Annotated in this window: 11 protein-coding genes; 10 read left to right on the top strand and 1 reads right to left on the bottom strand. The window is 71.1% G+C overall.

Annotation, left to right across the window (positions count from 1 at the left end; all coding sequences use genetic code 11):
• The first annotated feature begins 56 nt into the window (after positions 1-56).
• The 10 genes from ACFFR3_RS19910 to ACFFR3_RS19865 all read left to right on the top strand — a co-directional run bounded on the left by ACFFR3_RS19910 (position 57) and on the right by ACFFR3_RS19865 (position 13,143).
• Positions 57-2,084 carry a hypothetical protein gene (locus tag ACFFR3_RS19910; protein WP_379483608.1) on the top strand — a complete coding sequence of 676 codons (2,028 nt, stop codon included), beginning with the start codon at positions 57-59 and terminating at the stop codon, positions 2,082-2,084.
• Between the two features lie 11 nt (positions 2,085-2,095).
• Positions 2,096-3,238, top strand: coding sequence for a GNAT family N-acetyltransferase (locus ACFFR3_RS19905; protein WP_345386343.1), 1,143 nt, complete (start codon positions 2,096-2,098; stop codon positions 3,236-3,238).
• A gap of 91 nt (positions 3,239-3,329) precedes the next feature.
• Positions 3,330-3,854 carry a crossover junction endodeoxyribonuclease RuvC gene (gene ruvC, locus ACFFR3_RS19900; RefSeq protein ID WP_379483658.1) on the top strand — a complete coding sequence of 175 codons (525 nt, stop codon included), beginning with the start codon at positions 3,330-3,332 and terminating at the stop codon, positions 3,852-3,854.
• Between the two features lie 460 nt (positions 3,855-4,314).
• Positions 4,315-4,935, top strand: a complete 621-nt coding sequence (gene ruvA, locus ACFFR3_RS19895) for a Holliday junction branch migration protein RuvA (RefSeq protein WP_364373684.1) — start codon at positions 4,315-4,317, stop codon at positions 4,933-4,935.
• A 555-nt stretch (positions 4,936-5,490) separates the two neighbouring features.
• Positions 5,491-6,525 carry a Holliday junction branch migration DNA helicase RuvB gene (gene ruvB / locus ACFFR3_RS19890; RefSeq protein WP_355414372.1) on the top strand — a complete coding sequence of 345 codons (1,035 nt, stop codon included), beginning with the start codon at positions 5,491-5,493 and terminating at the stop codon, positions 6,523-6,525.
• 217 nt (positions 6,526-6,742) lie between these two features.
• Complete coding sequence (gene yajC / locus ACFFR3_RS19885) at positions 6,743-7,126, top strand: preprotein translocase subunit YajC (protein WP_364373687.1); 384 nt, start codon at positions 6,743-6,745, stop codon at positions 7,124-7,126.
• Positions 7,127-7,169: 43 nt separating this feature from the next.
• The gene (gene secD / locus ACFFR3_RS19880; RefSeq protein WP_364373690.1) at positions 7,170-9,071 is read left to right on the top strand and encodes a protein translocase subunit SecD; all 1,902 of its coding nucleotides are present in this window, start codon (positions 7,170-7,172) and stop codon (positions 9,069-9,071) included.
• A gap of 1 nt (position 9,072) precedes the next feature.
• On the top strand, positions 9,073-10,065 hold the full coding sequence (gene secF, locus ACFFR3_RS19875) for a protein translocase subunit SecF (protein ID WP_345386332.1): 993 nt from the start codon (positions 9,073-9,075) through the stop codon (positions 10,063-10,065).
• Positions 10,066-10,244: 179 nt separating this feature from the next.
• Positions 10,245-10,763 (top strand): adenine phosphoribosyltransferase, encoded by a 519-nt coding sequence (locus ACFFR3_RS19870; RefSeq protein ID WP_345386330.1) that lies wholly within the window; start codon positions 10,245-10,247, stop codon positions 10,761-10,763.
• A 187-nt stretch (positions 10,764-10,950) separates the two neighbouring features.
• A complete protein-coding gene (locus ACFFR3_RS19865) occupies positions 10,951-13,143 on the top strand; it encodes a RelA/SpoT family protein (RefSeq protein WP_364373694.1) in 2,193 nt (730 codons plus the stop codon).
• A gap of 31 nt (positions 13,144-13,174) precedes the next feature.
• Here ACFFR3_RS19865 and ACFFR3_RS19860 read toward each other — a convergent pair whose 3' ends face one another.
• Positions 13,175-14,263, bottom strand: a complete 1,089-nt coding sequence (locus tag ACFFR3_RS19860; RefSeq protein ID WP_345386328.1) for a cupin domain-containing protein — start codon at positions 14,261-14,263, stop codon at positions 13,175-13,177.
• Positions 14,264-14,349 lie beyond the last annotated feature (86 nt).

The raw sequence follows: 14,349 nt of genomic DNA, 5'->3' as shown, positions 1-14,349 counted from the left end.
AGGTGACGGTCTGTCGGCGTGCGGGGGAGGGGGCCGGACGCGTAGGGTCGGGCGACGTGACTTCCCCCAACCCTCCAGGAACCGGCACCCGGCTGGTCGGCCTGCTGCTCGCCGTACCGGCGCTGGTCGGCACCCTCATCACGCTGGTGCTGCCGACCGCGCAGACCATCTGGCTCAGCTTCCAGAGCGGCGGCGTGCTGCGGAAGAGCACGTACGCGGGGACCGACAACTACGCCAAGCTGCTCGGCGACGACGCCTCCTGGCGGGCGCTGGGGTTCACGGTGTCGCTGGTCGGGTTCCCGCTGCTGGTGGCGTTGGTGGTGGGCCCGCTGCTGGCCCTGGCACTCGACCGGGCGGGCCCGTGGCCGCGCCGTGCCGGGCGCGTCCTGCTCTCGCTGGCCGTCGTCACGTTCTCGCCGGTGGCCGTGGCGGCGTCCTGGCTGCGCGGCCTGATGCCCGAGGAGTCTGGCCTGGTCGCCCTCGCCGAGGGGCTGCGCGACCCGGCCACCGCACCTGGAACGCTCCGGCTCATCGTGGCCGCCGCCACGTTCGGGCTGGTGTGCGCGCTGGCCGTCATCGCGTTCCTGCCCGCCCTGCGCGGTCACACCCCGGGGCCGGCGACCGTGGCGGTGGGCGTCCTCGTCGCGTTCGCCATCGTGGCGGCCGGACTGCAGACGTTCGCCCTCAGCCAGGTGCTCACCGGCGGCGGCCCTCAGCGCGCCACACAGACGCTCGCGGGCCTCCAGTACGACTACGCCTTCAGAACGGCCGAGTTCGGCCTCGGTGCGGCCGTGGCGACGCTCACGGGGGCGGTCCTGGGCGTGCTGGGCATCGCCGCCACGATCATCGCGGCCGCCTCCGGCCTCCGCATCACCCTCACCCCCAAGACCGGCCTCCCCGGCCTCCCCGACCTCCCCGAGCCACCGACCCCACCGGCCTTCGGCCCGGGCGCACCCACCTCCGCCCAACACGGACCGTTCGCCTCCGGCGCACAGGCACCGGCCGCCCTCGGCCAGCAGGGACCCACGGCTTTCTTCCCGCACGGCGGAGCCGCCTCCGGCCAGGGCGGTCAGGCCGCCTTCGGCCAGCAGGGATCCCTGCCTGGGGGTGCCCAGGGCGGGGCCGCCTCCGGTCCGCAAGGCGCGGTCACCTCCGGCTCCCAGGGGCAGACCCCCTTCGGGGCCGCCTTCGGTGCGCACGGCTCTCAGCCGCACTCGGGGCACGCCCAGGGAGGTGCCCCGGAGGCTCACGACGGTGGTGCGGGTGGGGTGACGTCCCCGTACCTGCCCGGGAGCGGGCAGCCCGGGAAGGCGCGGCAGGCCCCCGCGAGGCGCGCGGCCACACCGGCGGGCGTCGCGATCGGGGTCGCCGCGTTAGCGGTGGTCGTGGTGGCCGCGTTCGTGCTCGCCTGGCCGTGGATGGACGGCGTGCTGGCCTCCAGGGCGGGCGCGGCGAGCAGCCTCAGAGCCCAGGTCAACACCTGGGTCCCGGCCGTCATCGGCGCAGTGGTCTCGGTGGGCGTGGCGTACCTGGCCGCCCTCGGCATCGGCGGTCTGCGCCCGCTCGGCCGCGCCAGCGAGTGGCTGCTGCTGATCTTCGCCCCCTGGTTGTTCGTCGGCGCGGGCCCGTTCAGCGTCGCCAACTGGCAGAACGTCCGCAACCTCGGCCTCATCGACACCTTCCCCGCCCTCATCCCGCCGCTGCTGGTGAGCGTCCCCGCGCTGCTGGTGCTGACCCTCCTGTGCAAGGGCCTGGCCGAACGCACCGACAGGGACTTCTTCTCGGGCGTGTTCCTGCCGTCGCTGCCCATGGCGGGCATCCTGGCCGGCGCCGTCACGCTGGTGAACGCCCACGACGTCCAGTGGCCGCTCCTGGTCGTCCAGCACACCGACCTGTTCACCGCCCCGGTCGCCCAGATGGCCCAGGTGGGCGGCTTCTCCCGGGCCGCCGCCGACATCGGGGCCGCGACACCGCTGGTCGTGGTGGCCGTCGGGCTGGCCGTCCTGGTGACGGCCCAGCTCCTCTACCTCGACAGGCTCGCCGTCACGACAAAGGATTCGCGGGTACGTACCCCGGTTTCATAGGTTTGCTGCTTGTGGAAATACGCGACATAACGCCCGACGACCTCGACGACGTCCTCGACCTGCGCCGGCGGGCGTTCGGCCCGATGAGCCCGAGCGGCAAGGAGAAGTGGCGCAAGTCCGTGTTGCCCGCGCTGGCCGAGGGGCGCTACCTCGGGATGTTCGACGGCGGCAGGATCGCGGCGGCCGCCCGGCTGCGCCGCTTCACCCAGTGGTGGCACGGCCGGCCACAGCCGATGGCCGCGATCGCGGGCGTCACGGTCAGCCCCGAGGACCGCGGGCGCGGCGTCGGCACCGGCATCATGCGGGCCGTCCTCGACCGCGCCACCAAGCTGGGCGACGCGGTCTCCGCCCTCTATCCGGCCACCACCGCCATCTACCGCAACCTCGGCTACGAGCACGCGGGCGCGCAGCACATCATCCGCCTGCCCGCCGAGTCGCTGCGCGGCATCCGGCCGTCCGGCCAGGTCAAGCTGCGCAGGATGGGCCCCGGCGACGCCGCCGAGCTGATCACCGTGCTGCACCGCGTGCACGGCGCGGCCCGCGCCAGCGGCCCGATCTCGTACGACGAGGACACCTGGAACCTGTGGCTGGCCAACGAGGACGACTTCCTCTACCTGGCCGACGACGGCTACGCGGTCTACCGCTGGCGGGGCGACGACATGGAGGTCGAGAACGTCGTCGCCGCCTCCTCCGACACCCTGCGGGCGCTGTGGGGGCTGGTCGGCAGCGCCTCCTCGGTGGCCCGCGAGGTCGTCGCCGCCGTGGCGCCCGACGACCCGGTGCTGTGGATGCTGCGCGAGCGTACGAAGGAGCAGCTCACGCGGGTGCCGTGGATGTTCAGGGTGCTGGACGTGGCCGCCGCCGTCGAGCGCAGGGGCTATCCGGCGCACGCGAGCTGCCAGGCCGTCGTGACCGTGGACGACCCGGTCAGGGGCAGGGGCACGTGGCGCCTGGACATCTCCGGCGGAACGGGCGCAGCGACCCCGGCCTCCGGAACCGGCGTCACGCTCTCGGTGAACGGCCTGTCCGCTTTGTACGCCGGTATCCCCACCTCGACGCTGCGGCTCAGCGGTCTCATGTCCGGAGATGACCGATACGACGAGGCACTCGACGCCGCCTTCGCGGCCAAGCCGTACATGCTCGACTACTTCTAGCCCCCGCTTCCCGGTGCGCGCCCTCCCCGGCCACGGTAAAGTCTCGTGCCGAACAGATGTTCGGCGGCGCAGGTCTCTGGAGGGCATGCCGGTGCGGGTGATGGGCGTCGATCCGGGGCTGACCCGGTGCGGGGTGGGCGCGGTCGAAGGGCGCCCAGGAGCGCCGCTGTCACTCGTGGCCGTCGGGGTGGTGCGCACGGCTGCCGACGAAGAGCTCGGCGCCCGGCTCGTCGGCATCGAGGCCGGCATCGAGCGCTGGCTCGACGAGGTGCGCCCCGACGCGGTGGCCGTCGAACGCGTCTTCAGCCAGCACAACGTCCGCACGGTGATGGGCACGGCGCAGGCCGCCGGCATCGCCGTCCTGTGCGCCGCCCGGCGCGGCCTCCCGGTGGCGCTGCACACGCCGTCCGAGGTCAAGGCCGCCATCACGGGCAGCGGCACGGCCGACAAGAAACAGATCGGCGCCATGGTCACCCGCCTCCTGCGCCTCACCGAGATGCCCAAGCCCGCCGACGCCGCCGACGCCCTCGCCCTGGCCATCTGCCACGTCTGGCGCGGCGGCGCCCAACACCGCCTCGCCACCGCCCTGGCCAAAGCCAGAAACCCCCACCGATGACCCCAACCCCCCCAAACCCACCCCACACTTCCGGCCCCCAGCCCGCCGACACCCGACCCGGCCACACCCCGGCCCTGGGGCTGAGCGGCATAGCGGCCCCAAGCACGGGGGCGTCGGGCGTGGTGCTGCCGCGCGCAGTGGCGCCGCGCGCAGGGAGATGCCTGCGCTTGACGTCCTCAGGCTTCGTGAAGGCGACGTCTGGCCGCTGCCCTCAGCCCGTCGGCACCCCCAGCGGCCCCACCCGGAACGTGGGGCTGCCGGGTGTGGGCAGGCGCTTGCGGTTGGCCTCGACGGCAGCCGCTGCGAGGGTCGCATGCCCCCGTTCTCAGCCCATTCTCGGCCGCAGCGGCCGCGCCCGGAGCTCGGGGTTGCCGGGCGTGGCGGTGGTGGGTGTGGGGGTGGATCTGCGCTATGACAGGGGACCAGGTGTGACAGTGGTGACGGAGACGGGAGGCCGAGCGTGATCGCGTCGGTGACGGGCAAGGTGACGGCGATCGCCCCTGATGGGGCCGTGATCGAGGTCGGCGGCGTCGGCATCCTCACCCACTGCACGCCGGGCACGCTCGCCACGCTCCGGCTGGGCGAGGAGGCCAGGCTGGCCACGTCCCTCGTGGTACGCGAGGAGTCGCTCACCCTGTACGGCTTCGCCACCGACGACGAGCGGGCCGTCTTCGAGCTGCTCCAGACGGCCAGCGGCGTCGGCCCCAAGCTGGCGCTGGCGATGCTCGCCGTCCACACGCCCAACGCGCTCCGCGTGGCCGTGGCCTCGGCCGACCTCAAGGCGCTCACCCAGGTGCCGGGCATCGGGCAGAAGGGCGCCCAGCGCATCGTCCTGGAGCTCAAGGACCGGCTCGGCACTCCTGAGGAGACCGTCAACGCCGCGCTCAACGGCGACCGCCGCGCGGCAGTGTGGCGCGAGCAGGTCCACTCGGGCCTGGTGGGGCTCGGCTACTCCAGCAAGGACGCCGACGACGCCATCGCCGCCGTCGAGCCCGAGGCGGAGGCCGACCTCGCCGCCGGCCGCCAGCCCCAGGTCGCCACCCTCCTGAAGGCCGCACTCCGTTCCCTGAGCATCCGATGACCCACCACCACTCCGACACCCCCAAGCCACCGCGTGCCGCAGCACATCTCGGCGCCGTGCGTGACGCGCTGGCGCATGGTGCGCCCGTGCACCTCGCAGAGCAGGGAAGTGGGGTTCGGCTGAACTCCGGGCGAGGGCGACGGGACCGTGGTGACCATGGGCGTCCACGGCGTGGAGCTGCTGTTGTCGCTGAGGGCTCGGAAGCCGGTGAGGGGCTTGAGGATGTGCGGTTGCCGTCGGCCCATCGGCTTGGTGCCATTGCGCCGTCACATCCGGCATGCCTGCCGGTCGTTGCGGGACGCTCAACAGGCAGGCATGCCGGCCGGTCGTGCGAGACGCTCGGATGGGTCGCGGGTTTTCGCACCGCGCGGGGTCGGGGTTCGGCAAATGGCCGAGGATGCCATCGGGGATGGGGCGAGGGTGGCGAAGAGGGTCCTGGGGTGGGGCGAGGGTGTGTGGTGGCGGGGGAGAGGGGTGGCGTGATACGTGAGGGCGTGGCGGGCCATGACGGCCGCCCAGGCGGGCGTTCGGTGACTGAGGAGAGGAGGCGCTGGGATGGGATTTGAGCGGGACGAGATTCTGTCGGCCGCCGCCGGTGGCGACGAGCTGCAGATCGAGGCCGCACTCAGGCCCAAGCGCCTCAGCGAGTTCATCGGCCAGGGACGCGTCCGCGAGCAGCTGTCGCTGGTGCTGGAGAGCGCCTTGCGGCGGCAGCGGCCACCGGATCACGTGCTGATGAGCGGCTCGCCCGGCCTGGGCAAGACGACGCTGGCGATGATCATCGCGGCGGAGCTGAACGCGCCGCTGCGCATCACGTCGGGGCCCGCGCTGGAGCGGGCGGGCGACCTGGCGGCGATCCTGTCGACGCTGACCGAGGGCGAGGTGCTGTTCATCGACGAGATCCACCGGATGGCCAGGCCCGCCGAGGAGATGCTCTACCTCGCGATGGAGGACTTCCGGGTCGACATCGTCGTGGGCAAGGGGCCGGGGGCGACCGCCATCCCGCTGGAGATCGCGCCGTTCACGCTGGTGGGCGCCACCACCAGGGCGGGGCTGCTGCCTGCGCCGCTGCGCGACAGGTTCGGCTTCACCGCCCACATGGACTTCTACGAGGTCCCCGAGCTGGAGCAGGTGCTGCACAGGTCGGCGCAGCTGCTCGGCGTCGGGCTGCCGGACGAGGGCGCCCATGAGATCGCCCGCCGTTCCAGGGGCACCCCGCGCATCGCGAACCGGTTGCTGCGCCGGGTGCGCGACTTCGCCGACGTGCGCGCGGGCGGTGTGATAGACCGCGACGTCGCCTCGGCGGCGCTCAACCTCTACGAGGTCGACGGCGAGGGGCTCGACCGGCTCGACCGGGCGGTGCTCGGCGTGCTGCTGCGCAAGTTCGGCGGCGGCCCGGTGGGGTTGTCCACACTCGCGGTGGCCGTGGGGGAGGAGCCCGAGACGGTCGAGGTGGTGGCCGAGCCGTTCCTCGTACGCCAAGGACTGCTGGCCAGGACCCCGCGCGGCCGGGTGGCGACCGCGGCGGCGTGGACCCATCTCGGGATGACGCCACCGCCGGATGCGTTCGGAGCGTCGCTTTTCGACTGATCACAGATCGGTTGCAACCATTTCAATATGGGAACTTCCCCGCGCGCCGAAACGCTGCTTCGTTGCCGCGTTTCGCAACAAGCGCCTACACTCCGTGGCTTGGCTGGCTGTGTAGGCTGACGGGCTGAGCGGCGCGGCCCGGAGCAACGCACGGAATTTCCGGCGCGAGGCCGGTGTCAACTCCTTGTACGACTATGGAAGGTCGCCCCTTATGGACATGGGACAACTCGGAAGCATCCTGCCGCTGATTCTTCTGGTGGTGGTGTTCTACTTCCTGCTGATCCGCCCCCAGCGCAAGCGCCAGCAAGAGGCGATCCAGATGCAGAACTCCCTGACGCCGGGCACCCGGGTCATGACCACGACCGGGCTGTTCGCCACCGTCGTCGCGGTAGACAATGAGGACGTCGTCCTCGAGATCGCGCCAGGGATCGAGACCCGCTGGGTGAAGGCCGCCATCGGCCGCGTCGTCACCCCCGGCGACGCTCCGGCGAGTGACGAGCCGGCCGCTGACCAGGCCGAGCTCGGCGAGGAGGGCAAGACGGAGTCCGAGGCCACCGTGGAGCGCAACGGCGACCAGGACTCCAGCACGAAGAAGTCCTGACTAAGCTCTGCCACAAACCTCTATCTGAAAGAACTGACGACCAGTGGCCCGACCGACCAGCCGCCACAGCCGACCGGGGCGTACGCTCCTGGTGCTGCTGGCGCTCATCCTCGCCCTGGGCGGGACGATGTTCCTGCAAAAGGCGTACACGCCCAAGCTGGGCCTCGACCTAGCGGGCGGCACGACGGTGACGTTGTCCCCGGTGACCCAGAACAACGCGGCGCCGCCCGAGGAGATCCTCGACCGGGCGGTCAACATCATCCGCGACCGGGTCAACGGCACGGGCATCTCCGACGCCGAGGTCGCCAAGTCCGGCGACAACATCATCATCTCCATCCCGGGCGTGGGCCAGAACGAGGCCATCAAGCTGGTCGCGACCACCGCGGAGCTGCGTTTCCGTCAGGTGCTTGCCATGGAGGCCACGCAGGCCCCCGCCGACCTGGCCACCACCGCGCCGACGCCCGGCCCGTCCGGCAGCCCGTCGGCCCAGCCGTCCACCCGGCCCTCCCAGTCGGCCGCGACGCCGAGCGCGTCCCCGACCGGTAAGGCGCTCTCGTCCGCGCTGACCTCCCCGACCGCCCCGCCCTCCGCGGGCGCGCCGCGGTCGGCCACCGAGACCGGTGACGGGCAGAAGAGCCAGGGCGACGGACAGGCCCGGCAACAGGACCCCGATGGGCAAGGCGACGGTGACGGCAAGGCCCGCACCGGCACCCAGAACAACCAGACCGCCCAGAACAACCAGACCGGCCAGAACAACCAGGACAACACCAAGGGCCAGAACGCCAAGGCGTCGCCGTCGGGCGCGCCCACGGCCAGCACGCCGCCCGTGCAGCCCCCGCAGCAGAACCCCGACATCAACACCGCCGGCATCGACCCCAAGGTGCTCGAGCAGTTCAACAAGCTCGACTGCGCCGACCCGGCCAACCGCGGCCAGGGCGTCCAGGACGACCCGAACAAGCAGTACGCCGCCTGCGAGACCGACGGCAGCTTCAAGTACGTCCTCGACGTCGCCAAGGTCGTCGGCACCGACATCGACACCGCCTCGGCCGGCGTCCGGCAGGGCACCACCGAGTGGATCGTCCAGCTCGACTTCAAGAGCAAGGGCGCCGGCGAGTGGAGCAAGCTCACCACCGCCGCCTACAACTCGCCCGAGCCGCGCAACAAGGTCGCGGTCGTGCTCGACGGCGTCGTCATCACCGCCCCCAACATCATCAGCCCGATCCCCGGCGGGCGGGCCGAGATCACCGGCGGCTTCGACCAGATCAGCGCCACCAACCTGGCCGACCAGCTCAAGTACGGCGCGCTGCCGCTGAAGTTCAACCGCAGCTCGGTCGACACGGTCTCCTCGACGCTCGGCCAGGACCAGCTGCAGGGCGGTCTCATCGCCGGCCTCATCGGCCTGGCGCTGGTGGTCGTCTACTGCATGCTCTACTACCGGGGCCTCGGCATCGTCGCGGTGCTGAGCCTCGTGGTGGCGACGGTCCTGACGTACACCGCGGTGGTCGTGCTCGGCCACAACGCCAACTTCCGGCTCTCGCTGCCGCACATCATCGGCCTGGTGGTCTCGATCGGCATCACCGCCGACTCCTTCATCGTCTACTTCGAACGCATACGTGACGAGATGAAGGAGGGCAGGCGCTCGCTGCGGGCGGCCGTCGAGGTGGCCTGGGTTCGCGCCCGGCGCACGATCCTGATCGCCGACGCCGTCATGTTCATCGCCGCCATCGTGCTGTACTTCCTGGCGGTGGGCGGTGTCGCCGGCTTCGCGTTCGCGATGGGCCTGACCACGCTGATCGACGTCGTGGTGGTGTTCCTGTTCACCAAGCCGTTCATCGCCATGCTGGCGAAGCTCAAGTTCTTCGCCAAGGGGCATCCGCTGTCGGGGCTCGATTCCGAGCGCATGAGCGAGGCGACCGGCCACAAGACCACTCCGCAGGAGGCCTGAGATGGGACTGGGGCGTCGCCTCTATCGCGGCGAGATCGACGTCGACTTCGTCGGCAAATGGCGGCTGTGGTACAGCCTGTCCGGCCTGCTGCTGCTGGTGTCGCTGGCCGGGCTGGTCCTGCATGGGCTCAACCTCGGTGTGGAGTTCAAGGGCGGCACGATCTTCTCGTTCAAGGCCCAGCACGCCACCGTCGAGCAGGTGCGTACGTCCGTCCAGGAAGAGGGCGTGCACCAGGTGATCGTCCAGCAGGCCGGCACCGACGGCTGGCGGGCGACCACCGAGAGCCTGCCGGAGGACACCAGGTCGCAGGTGCAGAGCGCCATCGCGAAGGACTTCAGCGTCCCGGCCGACCAGGTCAGCATCCAGGCCATCGGCCCGTCCTGGGGTGGTGAGGTGTCGCAGAAGGCGTGGATCGGCCTGGGCGTGTTCATGCTCGCGATCATCTTGTACCTGTCGATGGCGTTCGAGCCGAAGATGGCGCTGGCGGCGATCGTCGCGCTCATCCACGACCTCGTCATCACGGCCGGCATCTACGCCTGGTCGGGCTTCGAGGTCACGCCGGCCACGCTGCTGGGCTTCCTGACCATCCTCGGTTATTCGCTCTACGACGCGGTCGTGGTGTTCGACATGATCAAGGAGGTCACGGCCAAGCTGGGCCACACCTCGAAGCAGACGTACTCGATGGCGGCCAACAACGCGCTCAACCACACGCTGATCAGGTCGCTGAACACCTCGCTCGTCGCGATCCTGCCGGTGGCGGCGATCCTGTTCATCGGCACCACGCTGCTCGGCGCGGGCACGCTGAAGGACCTGTCGCTGGCGCTGTTCGTCGGCATGATCGTCGGTACGTACTCCTCGCTGTGCGTCGCCACGCCGCTGCTGGTGACGCTGAAGGAGCGCGAGCCGAAGTACCAGGCCATCGCCAAGAGGCTGGCCTCCACCGGAGGCGGTGGCAGGAAAGGCCCCAAAAGCGCGGCCGTAGCCAAGGGCTGACCCGTTCGTACGACGGGCTCAGCAGGCGCCCTCGCCCCGGCAAGGGGCGGGGGCGCCTGCCTTTGTGGGCCCCGAGGTCGCGAGGGCCTCAAAGAGGCGCTGAGAGCTCCGGGTAGGGGTCAGGGCCCGATATGCACCATCATGGAGCCCGGCACACGGCCGGCGGAGAAGGGATGACCATGAGCGAGCTGAGCACGACGATCCTCGACCGGATCAGGGACGTGCCCGACTACCCCAAGCCGGGGGTCATGTTCAAGGACATCACCCCGCTGCTGGCCGACCCGGTGGCGATGGCCGCCGTGGTGGACGAGCTGGCCGGGCTGCACCAGGTGGACAAGATCGTGGGCATTGAGGCGCGGGGGTTCATCCTGGCGGCGCCGGTGGCCTACCGGGCGGGCGCGGGGTTCGTACCGGTGCGCAAGAAGGGGAAACTGCCCGCCGCCACGCTGGAGGAGTCCTACGATCTGGAGTACGGCTCCGCGACGATCGAGGTGCACCGCGACGCGTTCGCGCCCGGCGACCGGGTGCTCGTGGTCGACGACGTGCTGGCCACGGGCGGCACCGCGAAGGCGGCCGTGGAGCTGGTGAAGAGGGCCGGCGCCGAGGTCGTCGGCATCGCCGTGCTGATGGAGCTGGCCTTCCTGAAGGGACGTGAGCGCATCGAGGGAGAGCGGTTGCACTCCCTTGTGATCGTCTGAGCCCGCCCGCGGCGGCCCAGGTTTCCTGCCTGGATACACTGGGGGGATCTGGACTCGAACGTGAGGAGCCACTGCGTGAGGAGTCTGTGTGCCCCGTGATGTGGTCGCGCCCGACGTAACCGACTCCGGCAATGCGGAGACGCCCGGTGTGCCGTCGGTGCGCCGCAGGCGTTTCGGGGGTGGGGCGATGAATCCGGTGCTGGAGCCGCTGTTCCGTACGGTCCGTGCCACCCACCCCAAGGCCGACCTGCGGGTGATCGAGCGCGCCTACGACGTGGCCGCCTACCACCACCGCGACCAGAAGCGGAAGTCGGGCGACCCCTACATCACCCACCCGCTGGCCGTCGCGACGATCCTGGCCGAGCTCGGCACCGACGACGAGACGCTGTGCGCGGCGCTGCTGCACGACACGGTCGAGGACACCGCCTACTCCCTCGACGAGCTGCGGGGCGACTTCGGCGACACGATCGCGTCGCTGGTCGACGGCGTCACCAAGCTCGACAAGGTCAAGTTCGGCGACGCGGCGCAGGCCGAGACCGTGCGCAAGATGGTCGTGGCGATGTCGCGCGACATCAGGGTGCTGATCATCAAGCTGGCCGACCGGCTGCACAACATGCGCACGATGCGCTACCTCCCCGAGCACAAGCGTCACCAGAAGTCGCGCGAGACGCTGGAGATCTTCGCCCCGCTGGCCCACCGCCTGGGCATGAACACGATCAAGTGGGAACTTGAGGACCTCGCGTTCGCCATGCTCTATCCCAAGCGCTACGACGAGATCGCGCGCATGGTGTCGGAGCGGGCGCCGCGCCGCGACCTGTTCCTGCAGGAGGTCATCGAGAAGGTCTCGGGCGACCTGCGCGAGGCGAAGATCCGCGCGGTGGTGAAGGGCCGGCCGAAGCACTACTACTCGGTCTACCAGAAGATGATCGCCCGCGACGTCGCGTTCGACGACATCTACGACCTGGTGGGCATCCGCGTGCTGGTCGACTCCGTACGCGACTGCTATGCCGCGCTCGGCACCATCCACGCGAGGTGGAACCCGGTGCCAGGGCGGTTCAAGGACTACATAGCGATGCCCAAGTTCAACATGTACCAGTCGCTGCACACCACGGTGATCGGTCCCGAGGGCAAGCCGGTCGAGCTGCAGATCCGCACCCACGCGATGCACCACAGGGCCGAGTACGGCGTCGCCGCGCACTGGAAGTACAAAGAGGAGGTCGGCAGCCCCGGCCCCACGGGCAAGGTCAAGCCGGGCAGCGACATGGCCTGGCTGCGCCAGCTCCTCGACTGGCAGAAGGAGACCTCCGACCCGGGCGAGTTCCTCGAGTCGCTGCGCTTCGACCTGTCGGTCTCCGAGGTCTACGTCTTCACCCCCAAGGGCCAGGTCATCGCGCTGCCCGAGGGCGCCACGCCGGTCGACTTCGCCTACGCGGTGCACACCGAGGTGGGTCACCGCTGCATCGGCGCCCGGGTCAACGGGCGGCTGGTGCCGCTGGAGTCGCGGCTCGGCAACGGCGACACGGTGGAGATCTTCACCTCCAAGTCGCCCGACGCGGGGCCGTCGCGCGACTGGCTGAAGTTCGTCAAGTCGGGCAGGGCCCGCAACAAGATCCGGCAGTGGTTCTCGAAGGAGCGCCGCGAGACCGCGATCGAGGCGGGCAAGGAGGCCATCGGCCGGGCGATGCGCAAGCAGGGCCTGCCGCTGCAGCGCCTGATGTCCGGCGAGGCGCTGCTGGCGCTGGCCCGCGACCTGCGCTATCCCGATGTCTCCGCGCTCTATGCGGCGGTCGGCGAGGGCCACATCGCGGCCCAGTCGGTGGTGCAGAAGCTGGTGGCCTCGATCGGCGGGGTCGACAGCGCCGAGGAGGACATCGCCGAGACCTCGCTGCCGACCCGGCTGCGCGGCCGCCCGCGCGGCGGTGGCGGCGCCGGCGTGGTGGTGGCGGGCGACGCCGACGTCTGGGTACGCCTGTCGAAGTGCTGCACCCCCGTGCCGGGCGACGAGATCGTCGGTTTCGTCACCCGCGGCCACGGCGTCTCGGTGCACCGGGCCGACTGCACGAACGTGCAGCAGCTGCGGGAGCAGCCTGACCGGCTGGTCGAGGTGAGCTGGTCGCCGAGCGACGACAGCGTGTTCCTGGTGGCCATCCAGGTCGAGGCGCTCGACCGGCCGCGGCTGCTGTCCGACGTCACCCGCACGCTGTCCGACCAGCACGTCAACATCCTGAGCGCGTCGGTCACGACCTCGCGCGACCGGGTGGCGATCAGCAAGTTCACCTTCGAGATGGGCGACCCCAAGCACCTCGGCCACGTGCTCAAGGCCGTGCGCAGCATCCAGGGCGTCTTCGACGTCTACCGGGTCAGCGGCGCGGGCAACTGACGGCTCGGGTTGACGGCTCGGCGTTGACGGCTCAGCGGCGCAGGCCTGGCAGGTTGACCACGACGGCCTCCTGCGTGCTGCGCGCGATCACCACGACCGCCTCCTGCGCGGGGTCGGGGTTCTCCTCGCGGTGCGGCACGTACGGGGGCACGAACACGTAGTCGCCGGGCCGCGCGTCGATGCGGGTCTCCGTGTCGTCCTCCAGGAACACGAACGACGGCGTGCCGCTGACGACGTAGATGGCGGTCTCCGAGGCGCCGTGGTGGTGGTCGGAGGAGCGGGTGGCGGGCGCGACGTGCGTCTGGCCCATCCACAGCCGTGACGAGCCGGTGGTGGCGCCGCTGACGGCGGCCAGGCGCCGCATGCCCGAGCTCTGCGCCGTCTCGCCGGAGAGCTCTCCTGCGGCCACGTGACGCAGGGTCTGGTGGAAGGGGTCACCCTGGTCCCGGTAGCCCTCCCAGAGGCGCCCTCCGGCCCGTTCGAGCACGCGCGTGGCGACGGCGGTCAGGCGTACGGGGTCGTCGTGCACCTTCAGCAGCTCGTCGGCCAGCTCGGGGTCGTGGGCGCGCAGCTCGCGCAGCAGCCACTTGCCGGTGCCCTGCCACCTGCCGCCCGCGCCGAGCGCCGCCCTCGCGGTGGCCTGCACGATCTCCCAGCCGATGAACGCCGCCTCGCCCGGGTCGGTGGCGCCGGCGAGGTCGTCGAGCAGGTCGGACAGCACGTAGCGGGCCCGCTCCGACTGCCCGGCGGGCTGACCGCCGGGACCGGCCGAGACCCGCTCGCCCAGGGCCGCCTGCAGGTCGCTGGCCCGGCCGCCGGTCCTGTCGGTCAGCACCGCGCCCTCGGAGCAGATGCGGGCCAGTGTCGGCCTGCGGGCCGCGAAGTCGCGCTCGATGTAGGCCGCCAGGCTGGTCTCGCTGTGCGCGAACAGCTCGATCGGCCAGTCACGCCAGCGCAGGCTCTCGCGGTAGGGGCGGTCGAGACCGTCGAGCACCACGATGATGTCGAGATCGGAGGTGCTGGTGCGGCGCTCGGTGAGCACGCTGCCGCCGACGAAGGCGTACAGGGCTCCCGGGAACGTCTCTTCGACGAAGGCGCGCGCGGCGGTGACGGGATCCATGCCGCACAGCCTAGATCGCGGGCCCCGTCGCACGCCGCCCGATTCGGCGACGGCGGCCCGCATGGCGACCGGCGAGGAGCCCCCGT

This window comes from Nonomuraea salmonea, assembly GCF_042428605.1.
GTDB lineage: Bacteria > Actinomycetota > Actinomycetes > Streptosporangiales > Streptosporangiaceae > Nonomuraea > Nonomuraea salmonea.
Note: the sequence above shows the minus strand (reverse complement) of the source record. Positions and strands in the feature narration are given on the sequence as shown.

What these genes read in the sequence shown, in the direction of transcription:
- secF (WP_345386332.1), top strand. Translation starts at nt 9,073, where the DNA reads ATGGGACTGGGGCGTCGCCTCTATCGCGGCGAGATCGACGTCGACTTC.
- ACFFR3_RS19865 (WP_364373694.1), top strand. Translation starts at nt 10,951, where the DNA reads ATGAATCCGGTGCTGGAGCCGCTGTTCCGTACGGTCCGTGCCACCCAC.
- ACFFR3_RS19870 (WP_345386330.1), top strand. Translation starts at nt 10,245, where the DNA reads ATGAGCGAGCTGAGCACGACGATCCTCGACCGGATCAGGGACGTGCCC.
- ruvB (WP_355414372.1), top strand. Translation starts at nt 5,491, where the DNA reads ATGGGATTTGAGCGGGACGAGATTCTGTCGGCCGCCGCCGGTGGCGAC.
- ACFFR3_RS19860 (WP_345386328.1), bottom strand. Translation starts at nt 14,263, where the DNA reads ATGGATCCCGTCACCGCCGCGCGCGCCTTCGTCGAAGAGACGTTCCCG.
- yajC (WP_364373687.1), top strand. Translation starts at nt 6,743, where the DNA reads ATGGGACAACTCGGAAGCATCCTGCCGCTGATTCTTCTGGTGGTGGTG.